Origin of the sequence: Amphibacillus marinus (genome assembly GCF_900110345.1) — a bacterium.
Classification (GTDB): Bacteria; Bacillota; Bacilli; order Bacillales; family Amphibacillaceae; genus Amphibacillus_D; species Amphibacillus_D marinus.
Map to the genome: position 1 here is coordinate 1 of NZ_FODJ01000021.1, position 14,475 is coordinate 14,475.

15 protein-coding genes and 2 other annotated features are annotated in these 14,475 nt (G+C 41.9%); of the genes, 12 read left to right on the top strand and 3 right to left on the bottom strand.

From position 1 onward, the window contains the following. Positions 1 to 88 precede the first annotated feature (88 nt). Positions 89 to 1,078, top strand: coding sequence for a glycoside hydrolase family 113 (locus tag BM000_RS16395; RefSeq protein ID WP_177178252.1), 990 nt, complete (start codon positions 89 to 91; stop codon positions 1,076 to 1,078). Continuing rightward, positions 1,071 to 2,669 carry a glycoside hydrolase family 9 protein gene (locus BM000_RS16400; protein ID WP_091496703.1) on the top strand — a complete coding sequence of 533 codons (1,599 nt, stop codon included), beginning with the start codon at positions 1,071 to 1,073 and terminating at the stop codon, positions 2,667 to 2,669. The genes BM000_RS16395 and BM000_RS16400 overlap by 8 nt, the downstream gene beginning before the upstream one ends. A 113-nt stretch (positions 2,670 to 2,782) precedes the next feature. Here BM000_RS16400 and BM000_RS16405 read toward each other — a convergent pair whose 3' ends face one another. Beyond that, positions 2,783 to 3,400: a YesL family protein gene (locus tag BM000_RS16405; protein WP_091496705.1), complete on the bottom strand. Its 618-nt coding sequence runs from the start codon at positions 3,398 to 3,400 to the stop codon at positions 2,783 to 2,785. 107 nt (positions 3,401 to 3,507) lie between these two features. Then, positions 3,508 to 3,642: a hypothetical protein gene (locus BM000_RS17125; protein WP_281245873.1), complete on the bottom strand. Its 135-nt coding sequence runs from the start codon at positions 3,640 to 3,642 to the stop codon at positions 3,508 to 3,510. Between the two features lie 94 nt (positions 3,643 to 3,736). On the opposite strand from BM000_RS17125, the gene BM000_RS16410 reads away from it, so the two are divergent. The 8 genes from BM000_RS16410 (at position 3,737) to trpA (ending at position 11,612) form a co-directional block, all read left to right on the top strand. Beyond that, on the top strand, positions 3,737 to 4,285 hold the full coding sequence (locus tag BM000_RS16410) for a 3-dehydroquinate synthase II domain-containing protein (RefSeq protein ID WP_091496707.1): 549 nt from the start codon (positions 3,737 to 3,739) through the stop codon (positions 4,283 to 4,285). A gap of 404 nt (positions 4,286 to 4,689) precedes the next feature. Continuing rightward, positions 4,690 to 4,940, top strand: a binding site (T-box leader). Between the two features lie 65 nt (positions 4,941 to 5,005). Continuing rightward, positions 5,006 to 5,225 (top strand) — a binding site (T-box leader). A 55-nt stretch (positions 5,226 to 5,280) separates the two neighbouring features. Then, complete coding sequence (gene trpE / locus BM000_RS16415) at positions 5,281 to 6,657, top strand: anthranilate synthase component I (protein ID WP_091500404.1); 1,377 nt, start codon at positions 5,281 to 5,283, stop codon at positions 6,655 to 6,657. Further along, the gene (locus BM000_RS16420; RefSeq protein ID WP_091500406.1) at positions 6,654 to 7,232 is read left to right on the top strand and encodes an anthranilate synthase component II; all 579 of its coding nucleotides are present in this window, start codon (positions 6,654 to 6,656) and stop codon (positions 7,230 to 7,232) included. The genes trpE and BM000_RS16420 overlap by 4 nt, the downstream gene beginning before the upstream one ends. 4 nt (positions 7,233 to 7,236) lie before the next feature. After that, on the top strand, positions 7,237 to 8,256 hold the full coding sequence (trpD, locus tag BM000_RS16425) for an anthranilate phosphoribosyltransferase (protein WP_091500408.1): 1,020 nt from the start codon (positions 7,237 to 7,239) through the stop codon (positions 8,254 to 8,256). After that, positions 8,253 to 9,038: an indole-3-glycerol phosphate synthase TrpC gene (trpC, locus tag BM000_RS17040; protein ID WP_245751719.1), complete on the top strand. Its 786-nt coding sequence runs from the start codon at positions 8,253 to 8,255 to the stop codon at positions 9,036 to 9,038. Before trpD ends, trpC begins: the two co-directional genes overlap by 4 nt. Next, on the top strand, positions 9,028 to 9,633 hold the full coding sequence (locus tag BM000_RS17045) for a phosphoribosylanthranilate isomerase (protein WP_245751721.1): 606 nt from the start codon (positions 9,028 to 9,030) through the stop codon (positions 9,631 to 9,633). Before trpC ends, BM000_RS17045 begins: the two co-directional genes overlap by 11 nt. Positions 9,634 to 9,637: 4 nt before the next feature. Further along, positions 9,638 to 10,843: a tryptophan synthase subunit beta gene (gene trpB, locus BM000_RS16435; protein WP_091500410.1), complete on the top strand. Its 1,206-nt coding sequence runs from the start codon at positions 9,638 to 9,640 to the stop codon at positions 10,841 to 10,843. Next, the gene (gene trpA / locus BM000_RS16440; protein WP_091500412.1) at positions 10,836 to 11,612 is read left to right on the top strand and encodes a tryptophan synthase subunit alpha; all 777 of its coding nucleotides are present in this window, start codon (positions 10,836 to 10,838) and stop codon (positions 11,610 to 11,612) included. Before trpB ends, trpA begins: the two co-directional genes overlap by 8 nt. A 515-nt stretch (positions 11,613 to 12,127) precedes the next feature. Here trpA and BM000_RS17130 read toward each other — a convergent pair. Then, entirely contained in the window at positions 12,128 to 12,253 is a 126-nt protein-coding gene (locus BM000_RS17130; RefSeq protein ID WP_281246022.1) for a hypothetical protein, read from the bottom strand. Between the two features lie 947 nt (positions 12,254 to 13,200). Here BM000_RS17130 and BM000_RS16455 point away from each other — a divergent pair. Beyond that, on the top strand, positions 13,201 to 13,986 hold the full coding sequence (locus tag BM000_RS16455) for a TraX family protein (RefSeq protein WP_091500415.1): 786 nt from the start codon (positions 13,201 to 13,203) through the stop codon (positions 13,984 to 13,986). 211 nt (positions 13,987 to 14,197) lie between these two features. Beyond that, positions 14,198 to 14,475: transposase (locus tag BM000_RS16460; protein WP_143063955.1), on the top strand; the 278-nt coding region annotated here is incomplete at its 3' end.

Here is a 14,475-nt window from a genome sequence, read left to right on the forward strand (position 1 = left end):
GTTTGTTCAGCGCCACTTTGTTGAGAGTGTTGAACGTACCGGTATCGTAGGGTAGTGCGTATTACATGATGACAAGGAGTGGTACAGATTGAAAGCGTTATTCATCAAAGGTTTTACCTATGGTTGGAGCGGACGTAAAGGCGATTATTTAACGGATGCTTCATTTGAATCAATGAAAAAGCTGAAACAAACAGGAGCAGAGTGGATTGCGCTCGCCTTCTCGGTGCGCCAAGAAACATTAAAAAAAAAAGAAATATCGTTTCGTTATGGTGAGACGGTGACAGACTATGATATTGAAACAGCGCTAAATAATGCGCGTAAGCTTAATTTGAAGATTTGTTTAAAACCAGTTGTCAATTGTCGAGATCAACTGTGGCGGGCACGCATTGGGTTTCCTGATGAAGCTCAGCAAATGTGGGCAGCTTGGTTTTCTGAATATACTGCTTTTCTCGTCCACTATGCTGAAATTGCTGAGCGCTTTAATTGTGAATTATTCTGTATTGGGTGTGAAATGGTTGGGACAGAGCACAAAGCAACAGAATGGTATCAGGTCATTAATGCGATTCGTTCGGTATACAAGGGCTTGTTAACGTATAACGCAAATCATGGTAAAGAGTTAGCAATAACGTGGCTGGATCAAATTGATATTCTGGGAACAAGTGCTTATTATCCAGTCGCTAATAAGCCTCGTACATCTGTAAACGAAATGATTAGCAATTGGCAGCCGGTTAAAGCACGAATGAAGGCTTGGCATGAGCGATTCGCCAAACCGATTCTGTTTATGGAGATTGGCTGTCGCAGTGCGAGCGGCTGTGCTACCATGCCGTGGGATTTCGAGCACGACGATCTCCCCTTTGATGAACTTGAGCAAGCGAATTTTTACCAATCGGCTTTAGAAGTCTTTTGGGATCAACCATGGTTCTGCGGTTTTTTCTGGTGGGATTGGGGGACGGATTTAACCAATCTTGCCCAAGATGATCGCGGCTTTAATATTCATGGGAAGCAAGCGGAGCAGGTGTTGAAAGTATGGTACGAAAAAAAGAAAAGCGCAGCTGGAGAAAGGGCTAGCAATGGTTAAAGTTAATCAAATTGGCTATCCAAGTGATGCGCCAAAGGTTGCTGTCCTGACAGATGGGCAGAATCCTTTTTATATATGTTGTGACCAAAGTGGAACGGTTGTATTTGAAGGTAAGCCTAAGCAGCCAATTAAAGATCAAGCAAGCGGTGAGTTGGTTTTTCATGGCGATTTTTCTAGCCTAACCACTGAAGGCAGCTATTATATAAAACAAGGGACTAGTCAATCTGCGCCCTTTCAAATTACTAGGTTTCCTTATCAAGCGGTCCATTTAAGTGTGTTAAAGGCTTTCTATTATTTACGGTGTGGAATGGCATTATCGCCGCCTTATGCCGAAACACAGTGGGTGCACAAGGCTTGCCATACACAGGTAGCCATTGACTATGAATCAAAACAGCAAATCAAGTGTCAAGGTGGCTGGCATGATGCGGGCGACTATGGTAAATATACAGTTGCTGCGGCAAAGGCGTTGGCAGATTTACTGCTTGCTTTTGAATTAAAGCCAGCCACTTTTCAAGCGACTACACCAATTCCTGAGACAGATGGTGTTATGCCTGATCTCTTGCACGAATGTCAATATGAGCTTAACTGGTTGTTGAAAATGCAAAACAAAGGCAGCGGTGGTGTTTATCACAAGGTTACAACCCTAGCCTTTCCCGCCATGATTATGCCCGAGGATGATGTTGAGCCGTTGTATGTGCTCCCAATCTCAACGACAGCGACGGCGGCTTTTACTGCAATCATGGCTCAGGCTTATCGTATTTTGCTAAATTATCAGCCCGATTCAGCTAAGAATTACTTAACGGCAGCAAAGCAAGCGTGGGCTTTTTTGATGAAACATCCCGAGCCGATCTTGTTTGTGAACCCCAATGATGTTCTAACTGGTGAATACGGTGATAATTGTGATCGGGATGAACGCTATTGGGCAGCAGGTGAGCTTTATCGTGCCACTGGCGACGGGCAGTATGTTGCTGCCTTTAAAGTGCAGTCTGATCATAAATTTGACCACTATGCCCTTGGCTGGGCAAATATGGGTGGTTATGGCACAATTAGTTACTTGCTAAATCAAGCTGTCCCAACAGAGGATGCATTAGGGCAACTGTTAAGGGCGGGATGGCTTAACGAAGCCCAGCGTTTGTTAAAAGTGGCAGCAACCACTGGTTATCGTGTTTCGCTAGAAGTAGCAGATTATCATTGGGGTAGCAATATGACGCTCATGAATGCTGCTACGCATCTCTTAATAGCCTATCACTTGACTGGCGAACAGTGCTATCGAGAACAGGCCTTAGAACATGTTCATTATTTGCTAGGGCGAAATATGCATAATTTGAGCTATGTCTCTGGCATTGGTGCGCAGTCTGTTAGCCAGCAGCATTATCGCCCGTCAGCAGCCCTACCCGCTGGTAGTGATCCGGTTCCGGGCTTGGTTTCTGGGGGACCTAATCAGCAGTTACAAGATGAAGTATCTCGTCGGCAGCTAGCGGGAAAGCCACCGCAGGCGTGTTTTATTGATCATGAAGCAAGCTATGCTACCAATGAAGTGACTATCTATTGGAACTCACCTGTTGTGCTGGTATTATCATTTTTTTCATAGAGTAATGTCTTGATCTTACTTACTATAGGGGTTCATCTAATCGATGAACCCCTAACTCGTGTTATGCATAAACGACCAAATATCATGTATTTTTAAGGGGCTTATTATTCCTGTTAAGGCGTTGTTTCTTTTGTGGCTAGTCGTCGCTCAGTCATTCGTACACAACGAAAGCAGAGCTTTATGGAACAGAACGATGCTAGTGCAGGTATGAAGATAATGGCAACCGGTAATAACAGGCAGGCGATCATGGCAAAAATAATAAGCGTTAGCGAGAGAATAGTAGTAGGTAAATACATGAATGCATAAAGAAGTGCGTGTTTTAATAGTTGCTTTATGGTAAACGTGTAGTGAACCATCAGTGGAAAAGCAAACACTAACACAAAGCCAACAATAATAGCTAGCGTCATCATCATGCCGAGCACAAGGACACTTAAATTTGGACTAAGCTCTTCGATAATAGCTAAATTAAGGATAAAAATAGTGATAAAACTAATAAATAAAAGTGAAAGAATAAAACTTTGCTTTAAATTACTTTTAAAAGCGCTTACAAATTCCTTGGCCAAGTGTTTGTTTTGCCCCATTAGCCAACCTCTAATGACACTATGCATCGCCGCTGTTGCTGGGAATAACGTTACTAAGGGCAGTGATGCAATAAGCCAAAGTAAGTTAAGTAAAAAAAGATTTGAAATGAACTCAATGATTGCATAAAACTTTGAATTTATGAATCGCATAAGCAGTGCTCCTTATCTACATGTATCTTCTTATTATAGCACAATAATGCTAGCTAGAAGCACAAGTAAAAGGCTATTTCTCCAATTGGAGAAATAGCCTTAATAGGTTAGAAGTAGTCAATAATTATGTCTTCAACATGTGTCTCTATGTGAAGGTTTTGATTAGATTCTTCTTTTAAATAGCCAATTAATCCAAATGCAATTACTAAGAGCAGAAATAAAATAATTAACCCTTTCCGCATCAGTCTTTCCTCCTAATTTGTCAAGCTATCATTTATTTTATATGATAAGAGTTAATTAGCAAAGGCTTAATTTTTAAATAAGGAGCAGTAATTAATGGAAAAATTTCATCAAGCCCATGTCATTGAAATAACAGCAATTGGTACGGGGACTAGGGTATGTTTAGATTTTGTTGATCAACTTGCCCCAACTGAAGGTATTTGTATAGGCAATACCGGCAGTGGCTATTTAGTTGCGCTAGCAGAAAATCGGGTTACGGATACTTATCCGCCCAGACCATTTCGTGTTAATGCTGGTGCAATTCACCATTATGTATTGTTAGAAGAGGATAAGACAGGCTACTTAGCTGAACTCGTCCCAGGTATAAAAATCCCAGTCTGGCAGGACGGTCAAAGTCGATTGGTACCAATTGGTCGTGTTAAACAGGAGAAACGGAAGTTACTAAGAATTGTCTGTCAAGTTAGTCATTCAGGTCAGCAAATCTCTGTTACCGTGCAGGAAGCCGATAGCGTTCACTTGCTAGCTAGCAACGGTGTAGCTAAATCAGTACTTGAATTAAAGGTCGGTGATACCTTAAGCTGCTACCCAGATCAACCTGGTAGACATCTTGGTGAGAAAATTGATGAGGAAATTACGGAATTGTAGGCTCGTGGATAAAAGTCAATAATTACGGATAAAGAGAGGCGAGGCACGGATAAAAGTCAATAGTCACGGATAAAGAGAGGCGTGGCACGGATAAAAGTCAATAGTCACGGATAAAGAGAGGTGTGGTGCGGATAAAAGTCAATAATCACGGATAAAGAGAGGCGAGGCGCGGATAAAAGTCAATAATTACGAATAAAGAGAGGTGTGGCGCGGATAAAAGTCAATAATCACGGATAAAAAGAGGCATGGCGTGAATAGAAGTCAATAATCGCCGATAAAAGAAGTGGTTGTAGCGTTGTTCGCAGACATATGTGAGCGTATGCCTGCGACGGACTATTTAAATTTGAAAAAAGATGGTTGACAATTATTCAGCTTCATAATATGATAATAAACAACTTCATGAACGTTTCGCGTTGAAGAAGAGGAGTAGCTTTGTTAGTTTACCAAAGAGAGCTAGTGGTTGGTGTGAACTAGTGTAGACGATCAAGTGAATGGGCTTCTGAGCAATTAACCCGAACGGTTTAGTCTTAAACTAAGTAGGCGTTAACGGCAGTTGTTCCCCCGTTACAAGGGAACACCAGTTAATTCACTGACTGGTAAGTGAGCAATTTTTATTGCTAAACAAGGTGGCACCACGGGTTCCCTCGTCCTTATTGGATTGAGGGGCTTTTTTGTTTTTTTGTGAAAATACTAATATGGGCAAGACAAGTCATTCAATATGTTAAATTGATGATGTAAGAGTAGTACGCTTAAGCTAATCATAGAAGAGAGCTGGTCAATGGTGGGAAGCCGGCATGAGGATTAAGCAGAATGGACTTACGAGAGCCTTTCTGAACAGTTATCAGTAGGAAGAGCCGATTAATTCCCGTTAAAGAATTCCAAGGTGTGGAGTTAAACTCCAAATAGTGGTGGTACCGCGGTTGAGCAAATCGTCCCCTAAATAATTTAATTGTTATTTAGGGGTTTTTTTAATATAACGAATTGGAGTGATTTAAGTGAATAATCAATTTGAACAGCGTCAATTGAATGGCGATACCTTAACACCTATTGCCGTCTTTAATCGCCTTGAAGGTAAGCAGAAATTTATTTTAGAGAGCTCAGCTGGCCACGGTGAAAAGGGAAGGTATTCGTTTATTGGTCATAACCCATTTAAGGAAATTATCGCTAACGGACAAACGGTTTCTGTAAACACAGCGAATCGAACAGAGCAAGTAACTGAGAAACCGCTAGAAGTAGTAAAGCAGCATATTCCACATGTTGAGTTAGATTTGCCGTTTGCTTTCTATGGTGGAGCAATAGGTTATATTGGTTATGATACGATTAGACAATACGAGGATATTGGCGAACTACTTGACGATGAGGTTGACATGCCTGACCTCCACCTGATGTTCTATCAGGATGTCATTGTCTTTGACCACAAGCAACAAACGGTCACTTTGATTGCAGTGAATATAGATGGGGCGCGATCACGAGCAATCTTGAATCAGGCGTTAATCGGGCTTGAGGCGCAAATTTTTACCGACAAGCCAAAGCAGGTAAAGGAATCTTTTAATATTTCTTTTCAACCAGCAATTGAGCAAGAGCAGTTTATTGCGATGGTAAAAACGGCAAAACAGCATATTCTTGATGGTGATATTTTTCAAGTTGTGCTATCGCAACGGATGAAGGCCAACTTTGAGATCGATCCCTTTAATTTTTACCGCCGTTTGCGCTTAGCTAATCCATCACCCTATATGTTCTATCTTGATTTCGGACCATATATTGTGCTCGGCGCGTCACCCGAAAGTTTAATTAAAGTAACCGGTAGGCAAGTCATAACCAATCCAATTGCTGGCACACGCAAGCGCGGGCAGACTGAGCAAGAGGACGATGTGTTAGCTAAAGAATTATTAGCTGATGAAAAGGAACGTGCTGAGCACAAGATGCTGGTTGATCTTAGTCGTAACGACCTTGGGCGTATAGCAGAAGTAGGTTCCATTCAAATTCCCAAATACATGTTGATTGAACGTTATCAACATGTTATGCACATTGTCTCTGAGGTCACCGGCACATTAGCTGCTAATATGACTGGCCTAGATGTCCTAATTGCAACCTTACCGGCTGGAACAGTCTCTGGTGCCCCTAAGATTCGCGCGATGCAAATCATTAATCAGCTTGAGCAGGATAAACGTGGCGTGTACGCAGGCTCAGTTGGCTATATTAATTTAAATGGTGACTTAGATCTTGCACTAGCGATCCGCACGATGGTGGTCAAAGGGAAAACAGCTTATGTGCAGGCTGGTGCAGGCATCGTCTCTGATTCTGATCCGGAAAGTGAGTATCAAGAAACATTAAATAAAGCAAAATCTTTGTTGGAGGTAGCAAAACAATGATTCTATTAATCGATAATTATGACTCTTTCACCTATAACCTATACCAATATATGAGTGAGCTTGGCGAATCAGTCAAGGTTGTCAGGAATGATGCGATCAGCCTTGATGAAATTGCAGCACAAGCTCCTGAAGCGATTGTGTTATCACCAGGGCCTGGCACGCCACAAGATGCAGGCATTTGCATTGATGTGATTAAGCGATTCGATCACGACATTCCAGTGCTTGGTATTTGTTTAGGCCATCAGGCGATTGGTGAAGCATACGGTGCGACAGTCAGTCACGCCAAGCAAGTAAAGCATGGAAAGGTATCAAAAATTGCGCATCAGGGCGGCGATATTTTTCAAGGCTTATCAACACCAATTGAAGTCATGCGCTATCACTCATTGTCAATTGTAAGGGATACCCTTCCATCCTGCTTAGAAGAGACCGCGACGTCAGTGGATGATCAGGAAATTATGGCGATTCGGCATGTAGAGCACGAGGTATATGGCATGCAATTTCACCCGGAATCGATTGGAACCACCGAAGGGAAAGCACTGCTAGCGAATTTCTTTACCACCATTAGAAAGGGCTGATCAGATGAAAGACTTCTTATTAAAAGTACTTTCAGGAACAGATTTAACGATCAAGGAGATGGAGCAGGCTGCACGATTAATGTTTGCATCAACAACCCCAGAAGCAGTAGTAGGAGGGTTTTTAACTGCTTTAAAAATGAAAGGTGAGGCAGTTAGTGAGATTACTGGACTTGTTCAGGTTATTAGAGAGAAGGCTGTTCAGCTTCCTGAGGATATCCCAGACGTTATTGATAATTGTGGTACCGGTGGCGACGGCTCGCAAAGCTTTAATATTAGCACAACGAGTGCATTTGTGTTAGCTGGTGCTGGCCTGACTGTAGCGAAGCATGGCAATCGAAGCATTTCAAGTAAAACGGGCAGTGCAGATGTACTGGAGGAGCTTGGTGTCGAATTAAGCTCAACGCCTGAGCAAATGTGTCACCTCCTTAAAGAAAACGGAATTGCTTTCCTATTTGCTCAACACGTCCATCCAGCAATGAAGCAGATGATGAAAGTGAGGAAAGACCTTATCATTCCAACCATTTTTAATTTAATTGGGCCGCTGACTAACCCTGTATCTTTATCGACCCAGCTCATGGGTATCTATCGGCGTGATATGCTTGAGCATATGGCGCATACCCTGCATCAGCTTGGGCGGAAACGGGCCCTTGTGCTTAATGGAGCCGGTTATATGGATGAGGCTTCTTTAGCTGGAGAGAATCATTGTGTCTTGCTTGATCGTGGCGAGATTATTCAATTTACGATTAAGCCAGAGGAAGTTGGGCTTGCCTCAGCTCGTAATGACCAGATCAGTGGTGGCGATGCTACCGATAATGCGAAGCTTCTATTACGGGTTTTACAGGGGGAGCAAGGCGCATATCGAGATACCGTATTGCTAAATGCAGGGCTAGCTATTCTAGCAAGTGGCAAGGCAACGACTGTTCAGCAAGGAGTTGATCTTGCAAAAGAAAGTATTGACTCAGGCGCTGCCTATCAAAAGCTGACCTATCTCATTGATTATAGTAAGCAAGGGGTGAAAGAATGACGATTCTTGAAGAGATTATTAATAAGAAGCAAATTGAAGTCGTACAAATTAAACAGCAACTCTTCGACCATCAAACACGTGCAGTGCCAGTACGATCATTTATTGAGCTGTGTAGAGCTAACGATAAGATCAGCATTATTGCTGAATTTAAGCGAGCATCCCCATCAAAGGGCTTAATTAATTTGAGCTTAGACCCTGGTCAGCAAGCTGCCGCCTATGCAAAAGCAGGTGCAAGTATGATTTCGGTTCTGACTGATGAGCCATTTTTTAAGGGCAGCATTGCTGATTTAATTGCTGCTCGAAAAGCGGTTGATTTACCGATCTTAAACAAGGATTTTATTATTGATGAAAGTCAAATTGATCGTGCTTACATTTATGGTGCTGATGTCATTTTATTAATTGCAGCTGCATTACCTGAGCAACGTTTACAAGAGCTTTATCAATATGCAACTGGGCTCGGCCTTGAAGTTTTACTTGAAGTGCACAACGAATTGGAATTACAGCAAGCCAACCAAATGGGGGCAATACTTATTGGTGTGAATAATCGGAATCTTAAGACTTTTCATGTCGATTTAGCCACAACAGAAAGACTGGCGCGCTTAATTGATCATAGCAAGCAGGTGCTAGTAAGTGAAAGTGGCTTGAAAACAGTTGAAGATGTACGCAGGGTGACGCAGGCTGGTGCAAAAGCAGTATTAATTGGTGAAACAATGATGCAAGCAGTTGATTTAAACCGTACCTTCAGCCAGTTTACTAAAGCAGGTGACAGTGATGCTGGTTAAAATCTGCGGGATTATTGATGCCGAAACAGCTTTAGCCACAGCGGAAGCGGGGGCTGATTTAATTGGACTTGTCTTTGCCAAAAGTAAACGTCAGGTAACAGTTGAACAGGCGAAAACCATCCGTGCCATGCTAGCTGATTCGGTTAAAGTGGTGGGGGTGTTTAAGGACGAAGAGATGAGTAATGTTAATTGGATTGCTAAACAAGTTGGTCTTGACTATGTGCAGCTCCATGGCGCAACAACACTTAAAGATTGTCAGCTCAGTCAACGCCCAGTTATAAAGGTTATCGCTGTTCGTGAACAAGCCGATCTTGAGCAAGTTAATGCGTTTTTAGCTGTTGCCGACTATATTCTATTGGATGGCGCGGTTGCAGGCAGTGGCACTAGCTTTAACTGGCACTTGCTTAATCAGCTCACTCATGAACGGCAGCGCATTATTCTAGCAGGTGGTTTATCGGTTGCTAATGTGCAAGCAGCCATTAACCAGGTAGCGCCAGTAGGTGTAGATGTCTCAAGTGGTGTCGAAACAAATGGCAGTAAGGATATTGAGAAGATCGTTCAATTTATAAAAAAAGTACAAGAAGGGATGGTTTGATAGCATGACAGAATATATCCAACCGAATCAAACGGGACATTTTGGCTCGTTTGGTGGGCGCTTTGTTCCGGAAACCTTAATGCCAGCTGTGTTAGAGCTTGAGCTGGCTTATCAGGAAGCACAGCAGGATGCGGATTTTCAAGCTGAATTAACACAATATTTAACGCATTACGTAGGACGTGAAACGCCGCTCTACTATGCTGAGCGATTAACAAAACATTTAGGTGGACCCAAGATTTACCTCAAGCGTGAGGATTTAAACCATACTGGTGCACACAAGATTAATAATGCCCTAGGTCAGGCGTTGTTAACGGTAAGAATGGGTAAAAAGAAGGTTGTTGCTGAAACTGGGGCGGGCCAGCATGGTGTTGCCACCGCCACTGTTTGCGCATTACTCGGGTTAGAATGCATTGTTTTTATGGGTGAAGAGGACATCCGACGGCAGAAGCTTAACGTTTTTCGCATGGAACTGCTTGGAGCGAAGGTGGAAAGTGTTAGTCAAGGTAGTGGAACCTTAAAGGATGCTGTTAATGAAGCGCTTCGTTATTGGGTAGCTAATGTGGAAGACACTCATTATATTATTGGCTCTGTCGTTGGACCGCACCCGTTTCCACAGATTGTCCGTGATTTTCAAGCTGTTATTGGAGAAGAAACAAAAGCGCAATATCAACAAATTGAGCAAGGCTTACCAGATGCGGTTATCGCTTGTATTGGCGGAGGAAGTAATGCAATGGGCATGTTTTATCCCTTTGTTAATGATCGTTCTGTTAAGCTCTATGGCATCGAGGCGGGTGGTTCAGGTATTGAGACTGGGAAGCACGCGGCTACCTTGACCAAGGGGAGTGTGGGCATCTTGCATGGTACCATGACCTACCTGCTTCAGGATCAGAATGGTCAAATTGAAGAGGCACATTCTATTTCAGCAGGGCTTGATTATCCGGGGGTCGGACCTGAGCATAGTTATTTAAAAGAAATTAACCGGGTCAACTATCAATCAATTACTGATCAAGAAGCACTTGTTGGGCTTAAGCTCCTGTCACAAACGGAAGGGATTATCCCTGCTCTAGAAAGTGCCCATGCGATCGCCTATTTATCAAAGCTAGCTCCATCAATGCGTTCTGATCAATCAATTGTCGTCTGTCTTTCAGGACGTGGTGATAAGGATGTCGAAGCCGTTAAAGAAGCGCTTGGAGGTGAACAGCATGGGTAAAGAAAAATTAGAGCAGACACTTCAGTCAGTTTTATCAAATGGTGATAAGATCTTTGTCCCATACATTATGGCTGGTGATGGCGGTCTGGATGCATTGCCGGAGCAAATTAATTTTCTTGCTGAGGCTGGGGCATCCGCCATTGAAATCGGCATACCATTTTCAGACCCTGTTGCCGATGGACCGACCATTCAAGAAGCCGGTTTAAGAGCACTAAAGGAAGGTGTTAGCCTACCCGATGTACTAGCAAAGCTAGCTGAGACGAAGGCAGATCGTACGATTCCGATAGTGATAATGACATACATCAATCCAGTTTATGCCTATGGTGTGAATGACTTTGCTAAGCAGTGTCAACAAGCTGGTGTGGATGGTTTAATCATTCCTGATTTACCGCTTGAGGAAGAGACATTAATTGTTCCTGCCTTAAAAGAGGCTAGTGTAGCGCTTGTCCGTCTGGCCGCACTTACTAGTCCAGTCGAGCGTCTAGAGGAAATAGCCAAGCGTACAGAGGGCTTTCTTTATGCGGTCACTGTCACTGGAACAACTGGCGAACGTGCTAAGTTCGCTGAAAATGTTGGTCCATATTTAACAGCACTAACAGCACTAACTGAAAAGCCTGTCTTAGCGGGCTTTGGCGTCTCAACGCCTGAACATGTGGAGTTGCTAAGCCAATACTGTCATGGTGTAGTTGTTGGCAGTAAGATTGTTGCGAGTTTGTATGAAGGGGATAGAGAGCAAATTAAAAAGCTAATGACGGCAGCAAAAGCATAGAAGAACATGAAGTTTATTATTCTAGAGTTTAAAGAGGCTGGGGCTGGGACAGGGACATAACTAAATATCGAAACTGGGTATCCGAACATTCTGACTAAGCGCAGGTAAAATACGTAGACTCCTGTGGAAACAAATCACTTCGATGGGGTGAGTAATCGCAACCCCAGCACGAGCTAAGGATCCACTGTGTGAAGTGTCTTTCTTCACACAGTGGGGGATGTTAGACTAAACCCATCACGTCCTGGGACTGGGGCTGCGATTATTCGCCCTACCAAAAACATTTTTGACAACGTCTAACTGACCTACGTCCTTGTAGGCCCGAAGCTGGGCCCACGGCTAGCGTGACACTGAAGAATTGAAGATGTCACGCTTGTGCCCTTGGGTGCTAGTGAGGCACTAAATATGGAATGTTAGGCTAAGTGCGCGACGTCGTGTCGCAACGCCTAACTGACCCACATCCTGTGAGCCCAAGCGCTATATGCTTCAGACATAATGTTCGGATTTTCCTTATCTAATTACTCTTTTGTTCCATGAGGAAAGAGCCCTCTAAGACTTAATGCGTAAGGTGTAACCCTACTTGAGAAAAACTGTTCAAGCTCTGAAAAACTAAGCTGAAGTGCATTGTGGAGATACATACGCATTTATTTAATCTCCTCTTCAATCTCTTGACAAAAACGCGAAAAGTCTCGCAGATGTTGATAGCCCCCCGACTGGGAGTGATTCTCCTCTCTTCTGTGAAGGGCCTGAGACTGAGCTAGAGGTTGCTACACTGCAAATTTTCTAGTAAATTTTAAAGATTAGTATGATAGCAATGTATTAAACTAACCTCCTGAAATTATACGTTATACAATTAATTCATTTTTTTTGCAAAAATTTATTATCATACAATATTCGACTTAATTAGATGTTATTCACTGTTGTATAGAATTCTTATTTTGTTATACTATGGGTGAAAAAAATATAGAGGCGGTCTAATATGAGAAAACTGTCAGTTTCAGTAATGTTAATCGCTATTTTTGCTGTGCTAGTTTCGTTGACCACCGTATCCGCACAAGAATCATCTGAAGTTAAGAACGACGATGAATTAGAGGTGCTAGAAAACGTCGGAGAGTCTCACGAACCCGCCTACGTAGATGAGGGAAAAGGAGAAATTTCCCTATTGGGTTTAGGTGTTCCATCTAATATATGGAATATTAGTAGCAAGGGTCAATATGACTTTAGCGGATCAGCACAAAGCTCTACTTTGTACACAAATTATCTTTTGACTGGTCAAAGTTCGTATAGTGTAAGAATTAATAATTTACGGAATGACACTTTGAGGGTAGATCTTATGCAGAAGAATGATTTTTGCTTTGACAGTAACGTTCGAACTTGGAATGTGAGTCCTGGCGCAAACCTTTTTTCGACCCAAACCGGGTTGAGCAGTTCAAATAACTATTATCTAAGATTTCATGCTCCTAGTAATTTTTCAGGACACATACGATAAAATAATTAAAACATAGAGTAGTATAATACAATTTTTCAAACGCCAAAGTTTTTCTTTGGCGTTTGTCTTTATCTCACACATTTACATTAAGGGAGAAAATTTATGACAAATACTCAGCTAAAAATTATTGCTCTGATCGCCATGTTTATTGACCATTATGGATTATTCATATCGGGGACGCCAGAATTGCTGGGGTGGATAGGGAGGATCGCAGCGCCAGTCTTTATTTATTGCGTAGTTATCGGTTTTAAAAACACGTCCAACAGGATAAAGTATTTGGTACGTTTAGGCGTAGCTGCAGTCGGAATGAGTTTTATAAATCTATTTATAAATTTATGTATTTACTATGCAAATTTGAGCGGTCCGTATCTTGAACTGAACTTCTTCTCTACTTTATTTTTAATAGCATTCCTAATTATGCTGCTAGAAAATAAGAGGATAAAAATCCTTCTATTGTTCTTTGCTTGGCAATTTATTTCTCTTATCTTATTTGGATCACTGGAAGTTGCTGGGTTGATATCTAAACCATTTGTCATTTTTATAGGTCAAATATCTGGAAACGTTCTTGTAGTTGAGGGTGGTCCTCTTATAATTCTACTAGGCCTTTTCTTTTATTTTGCAAACGATAATAGATGGACAGTTACTTCTGGTTATAGTTTTTATTGTCTCGCAATGTTTTACTCTGTGCGAAGATGGGGATCGAGTCTTGAAGGATTTAACCAACAATTGTTTGGGTTTGCTGACTATCAATGGATGATGATTTTCGCATTACCTCTCTTTCTGTTATACAATGGTAAAAAGGGGAACGGTTTAAAGTACTTATTCTACATATTTTACCCTCTACACACCGTCATACTTTGGTATATAGGCAAATTTATATTACCTTGATAATTGTAAATAATGGATGTACACCTGCTGTTCTCGGGTGTATTTTTTTGTTTGATCGAAAAGGTAGTCAATAGGTTTTCAATTAATTATTTTGATGTCACCTAAATCTTTGCATGCAAAACAAACCTCATCTTTGTCTACTGATATGCTCCCCTATAAGTAGACAGATAAAAAAATAAAAAATCTGGCTGCTTATGGGGGAGTATTTATTATGTCCAAAAGATCTTATTCCGCAGAATTGAAATGCGAGATATTAAAAGCATTAGATGAAAATTATTCAGCATATGAACTAGGTTCAAAATATAACGTGTGCCCTTCAACGATTTTGGGCTGGAAACGCAAGTATGATAAATATGGTAAGGAAAGCCTAAAGGCGTCTACTACCTGGAAAAAGTATGCAAAGGCATTCAAGTTAGCTGCGATCAGAGATTGTCTGTCTGGGAAGTATTCTATACGTGAGGTTGCGAGATTGTATGAAATATCGGATGC

Excerpts from the sequence above, each read along its gene's own strand:
- BM000_RS16400 (WP_091496703.1), top strand. The coding sequence starts at position 1,071 with ATGGTTAAAGTTAATCAAATTGGCTATCCAAGTGATGCGCCAAAGGTT.
- BM000_RS16405 (WP_091496705.1), bottom strand. The coding sequence starts at position 3,400 with ATGCGATTCATAAATTCAAAGTTTTATGCAATCATTGAGTTCATTTCA.
- BM000_RS17125 (WP_281245873.1), bottom strand. The coding sequence starts at position 3,642 with ATGCGGAAAGGGTTAATTATTTTATTTCTGCTCTTAGTAATTGCATTT.
- BM000_RS16410 (WP_091496707.1), top strand. The coding sequence starts at position 3,737 with ATGGAAAAATTTCATCAAGCCCATGTCATTGAAATAACAGCAATTGGT.
- BM000_RS16420 (WP_091500406.1), top strand. The coding sequence starts at position 6,654 with ATGATTCTATTAATCGATAATTATGACTCTTTCACCTATAACCTATAC.
- trpD (WP_091500408.1), top strand. The coding sequence starts at position 7,237 with ATGAAAGACTTCTTATTAAAAGTACTTTCAGGAACAGATTTAACGATC.
- trpC (WP_245751719.1), top strand. The coding sequence starts at position 8,253 with ATGACGATTCTTGAAGAGATTATTAATAAGAAGCAAATTGAAGTCGTA.
- BM000_RS17045 (WP_245751721.1), top strand. The coding sequence starts at position 9,028 with ATGCTGGTTAAAATCTGCGGGATTATTGATGCCGAAACAGCTTTAGCC.
- trpB (WP_091500410.1), top strand. The coding sequence starts at position 9,638 with ATGACAGAATATATCCAACCGAATCAAACGGGACATTTTGGCTCGTTT.
- trpA (WP_091500412.1), top strand. The coding sequence starts at position 10,836 with ATGGGTAAAGAAAAATTAGAGCAGACACTTCAGTCAGTTTTATCAAAT.
- BM000_RS17130 (WP_281246022.1), bottom strand. The coding sequence starts at position 12,253 with ATGCGTATGTATCTCCACAATGCACTTCAGCTTAGTTTTTCAGAGCTT.
- BM000_RS16455 (WP_091500415.1), top strand. The coding sequence starts at position 13,201 with ATGACAAATACTCAGCTAAAAATTATTGCTCTGATCGCCATGTTTATT.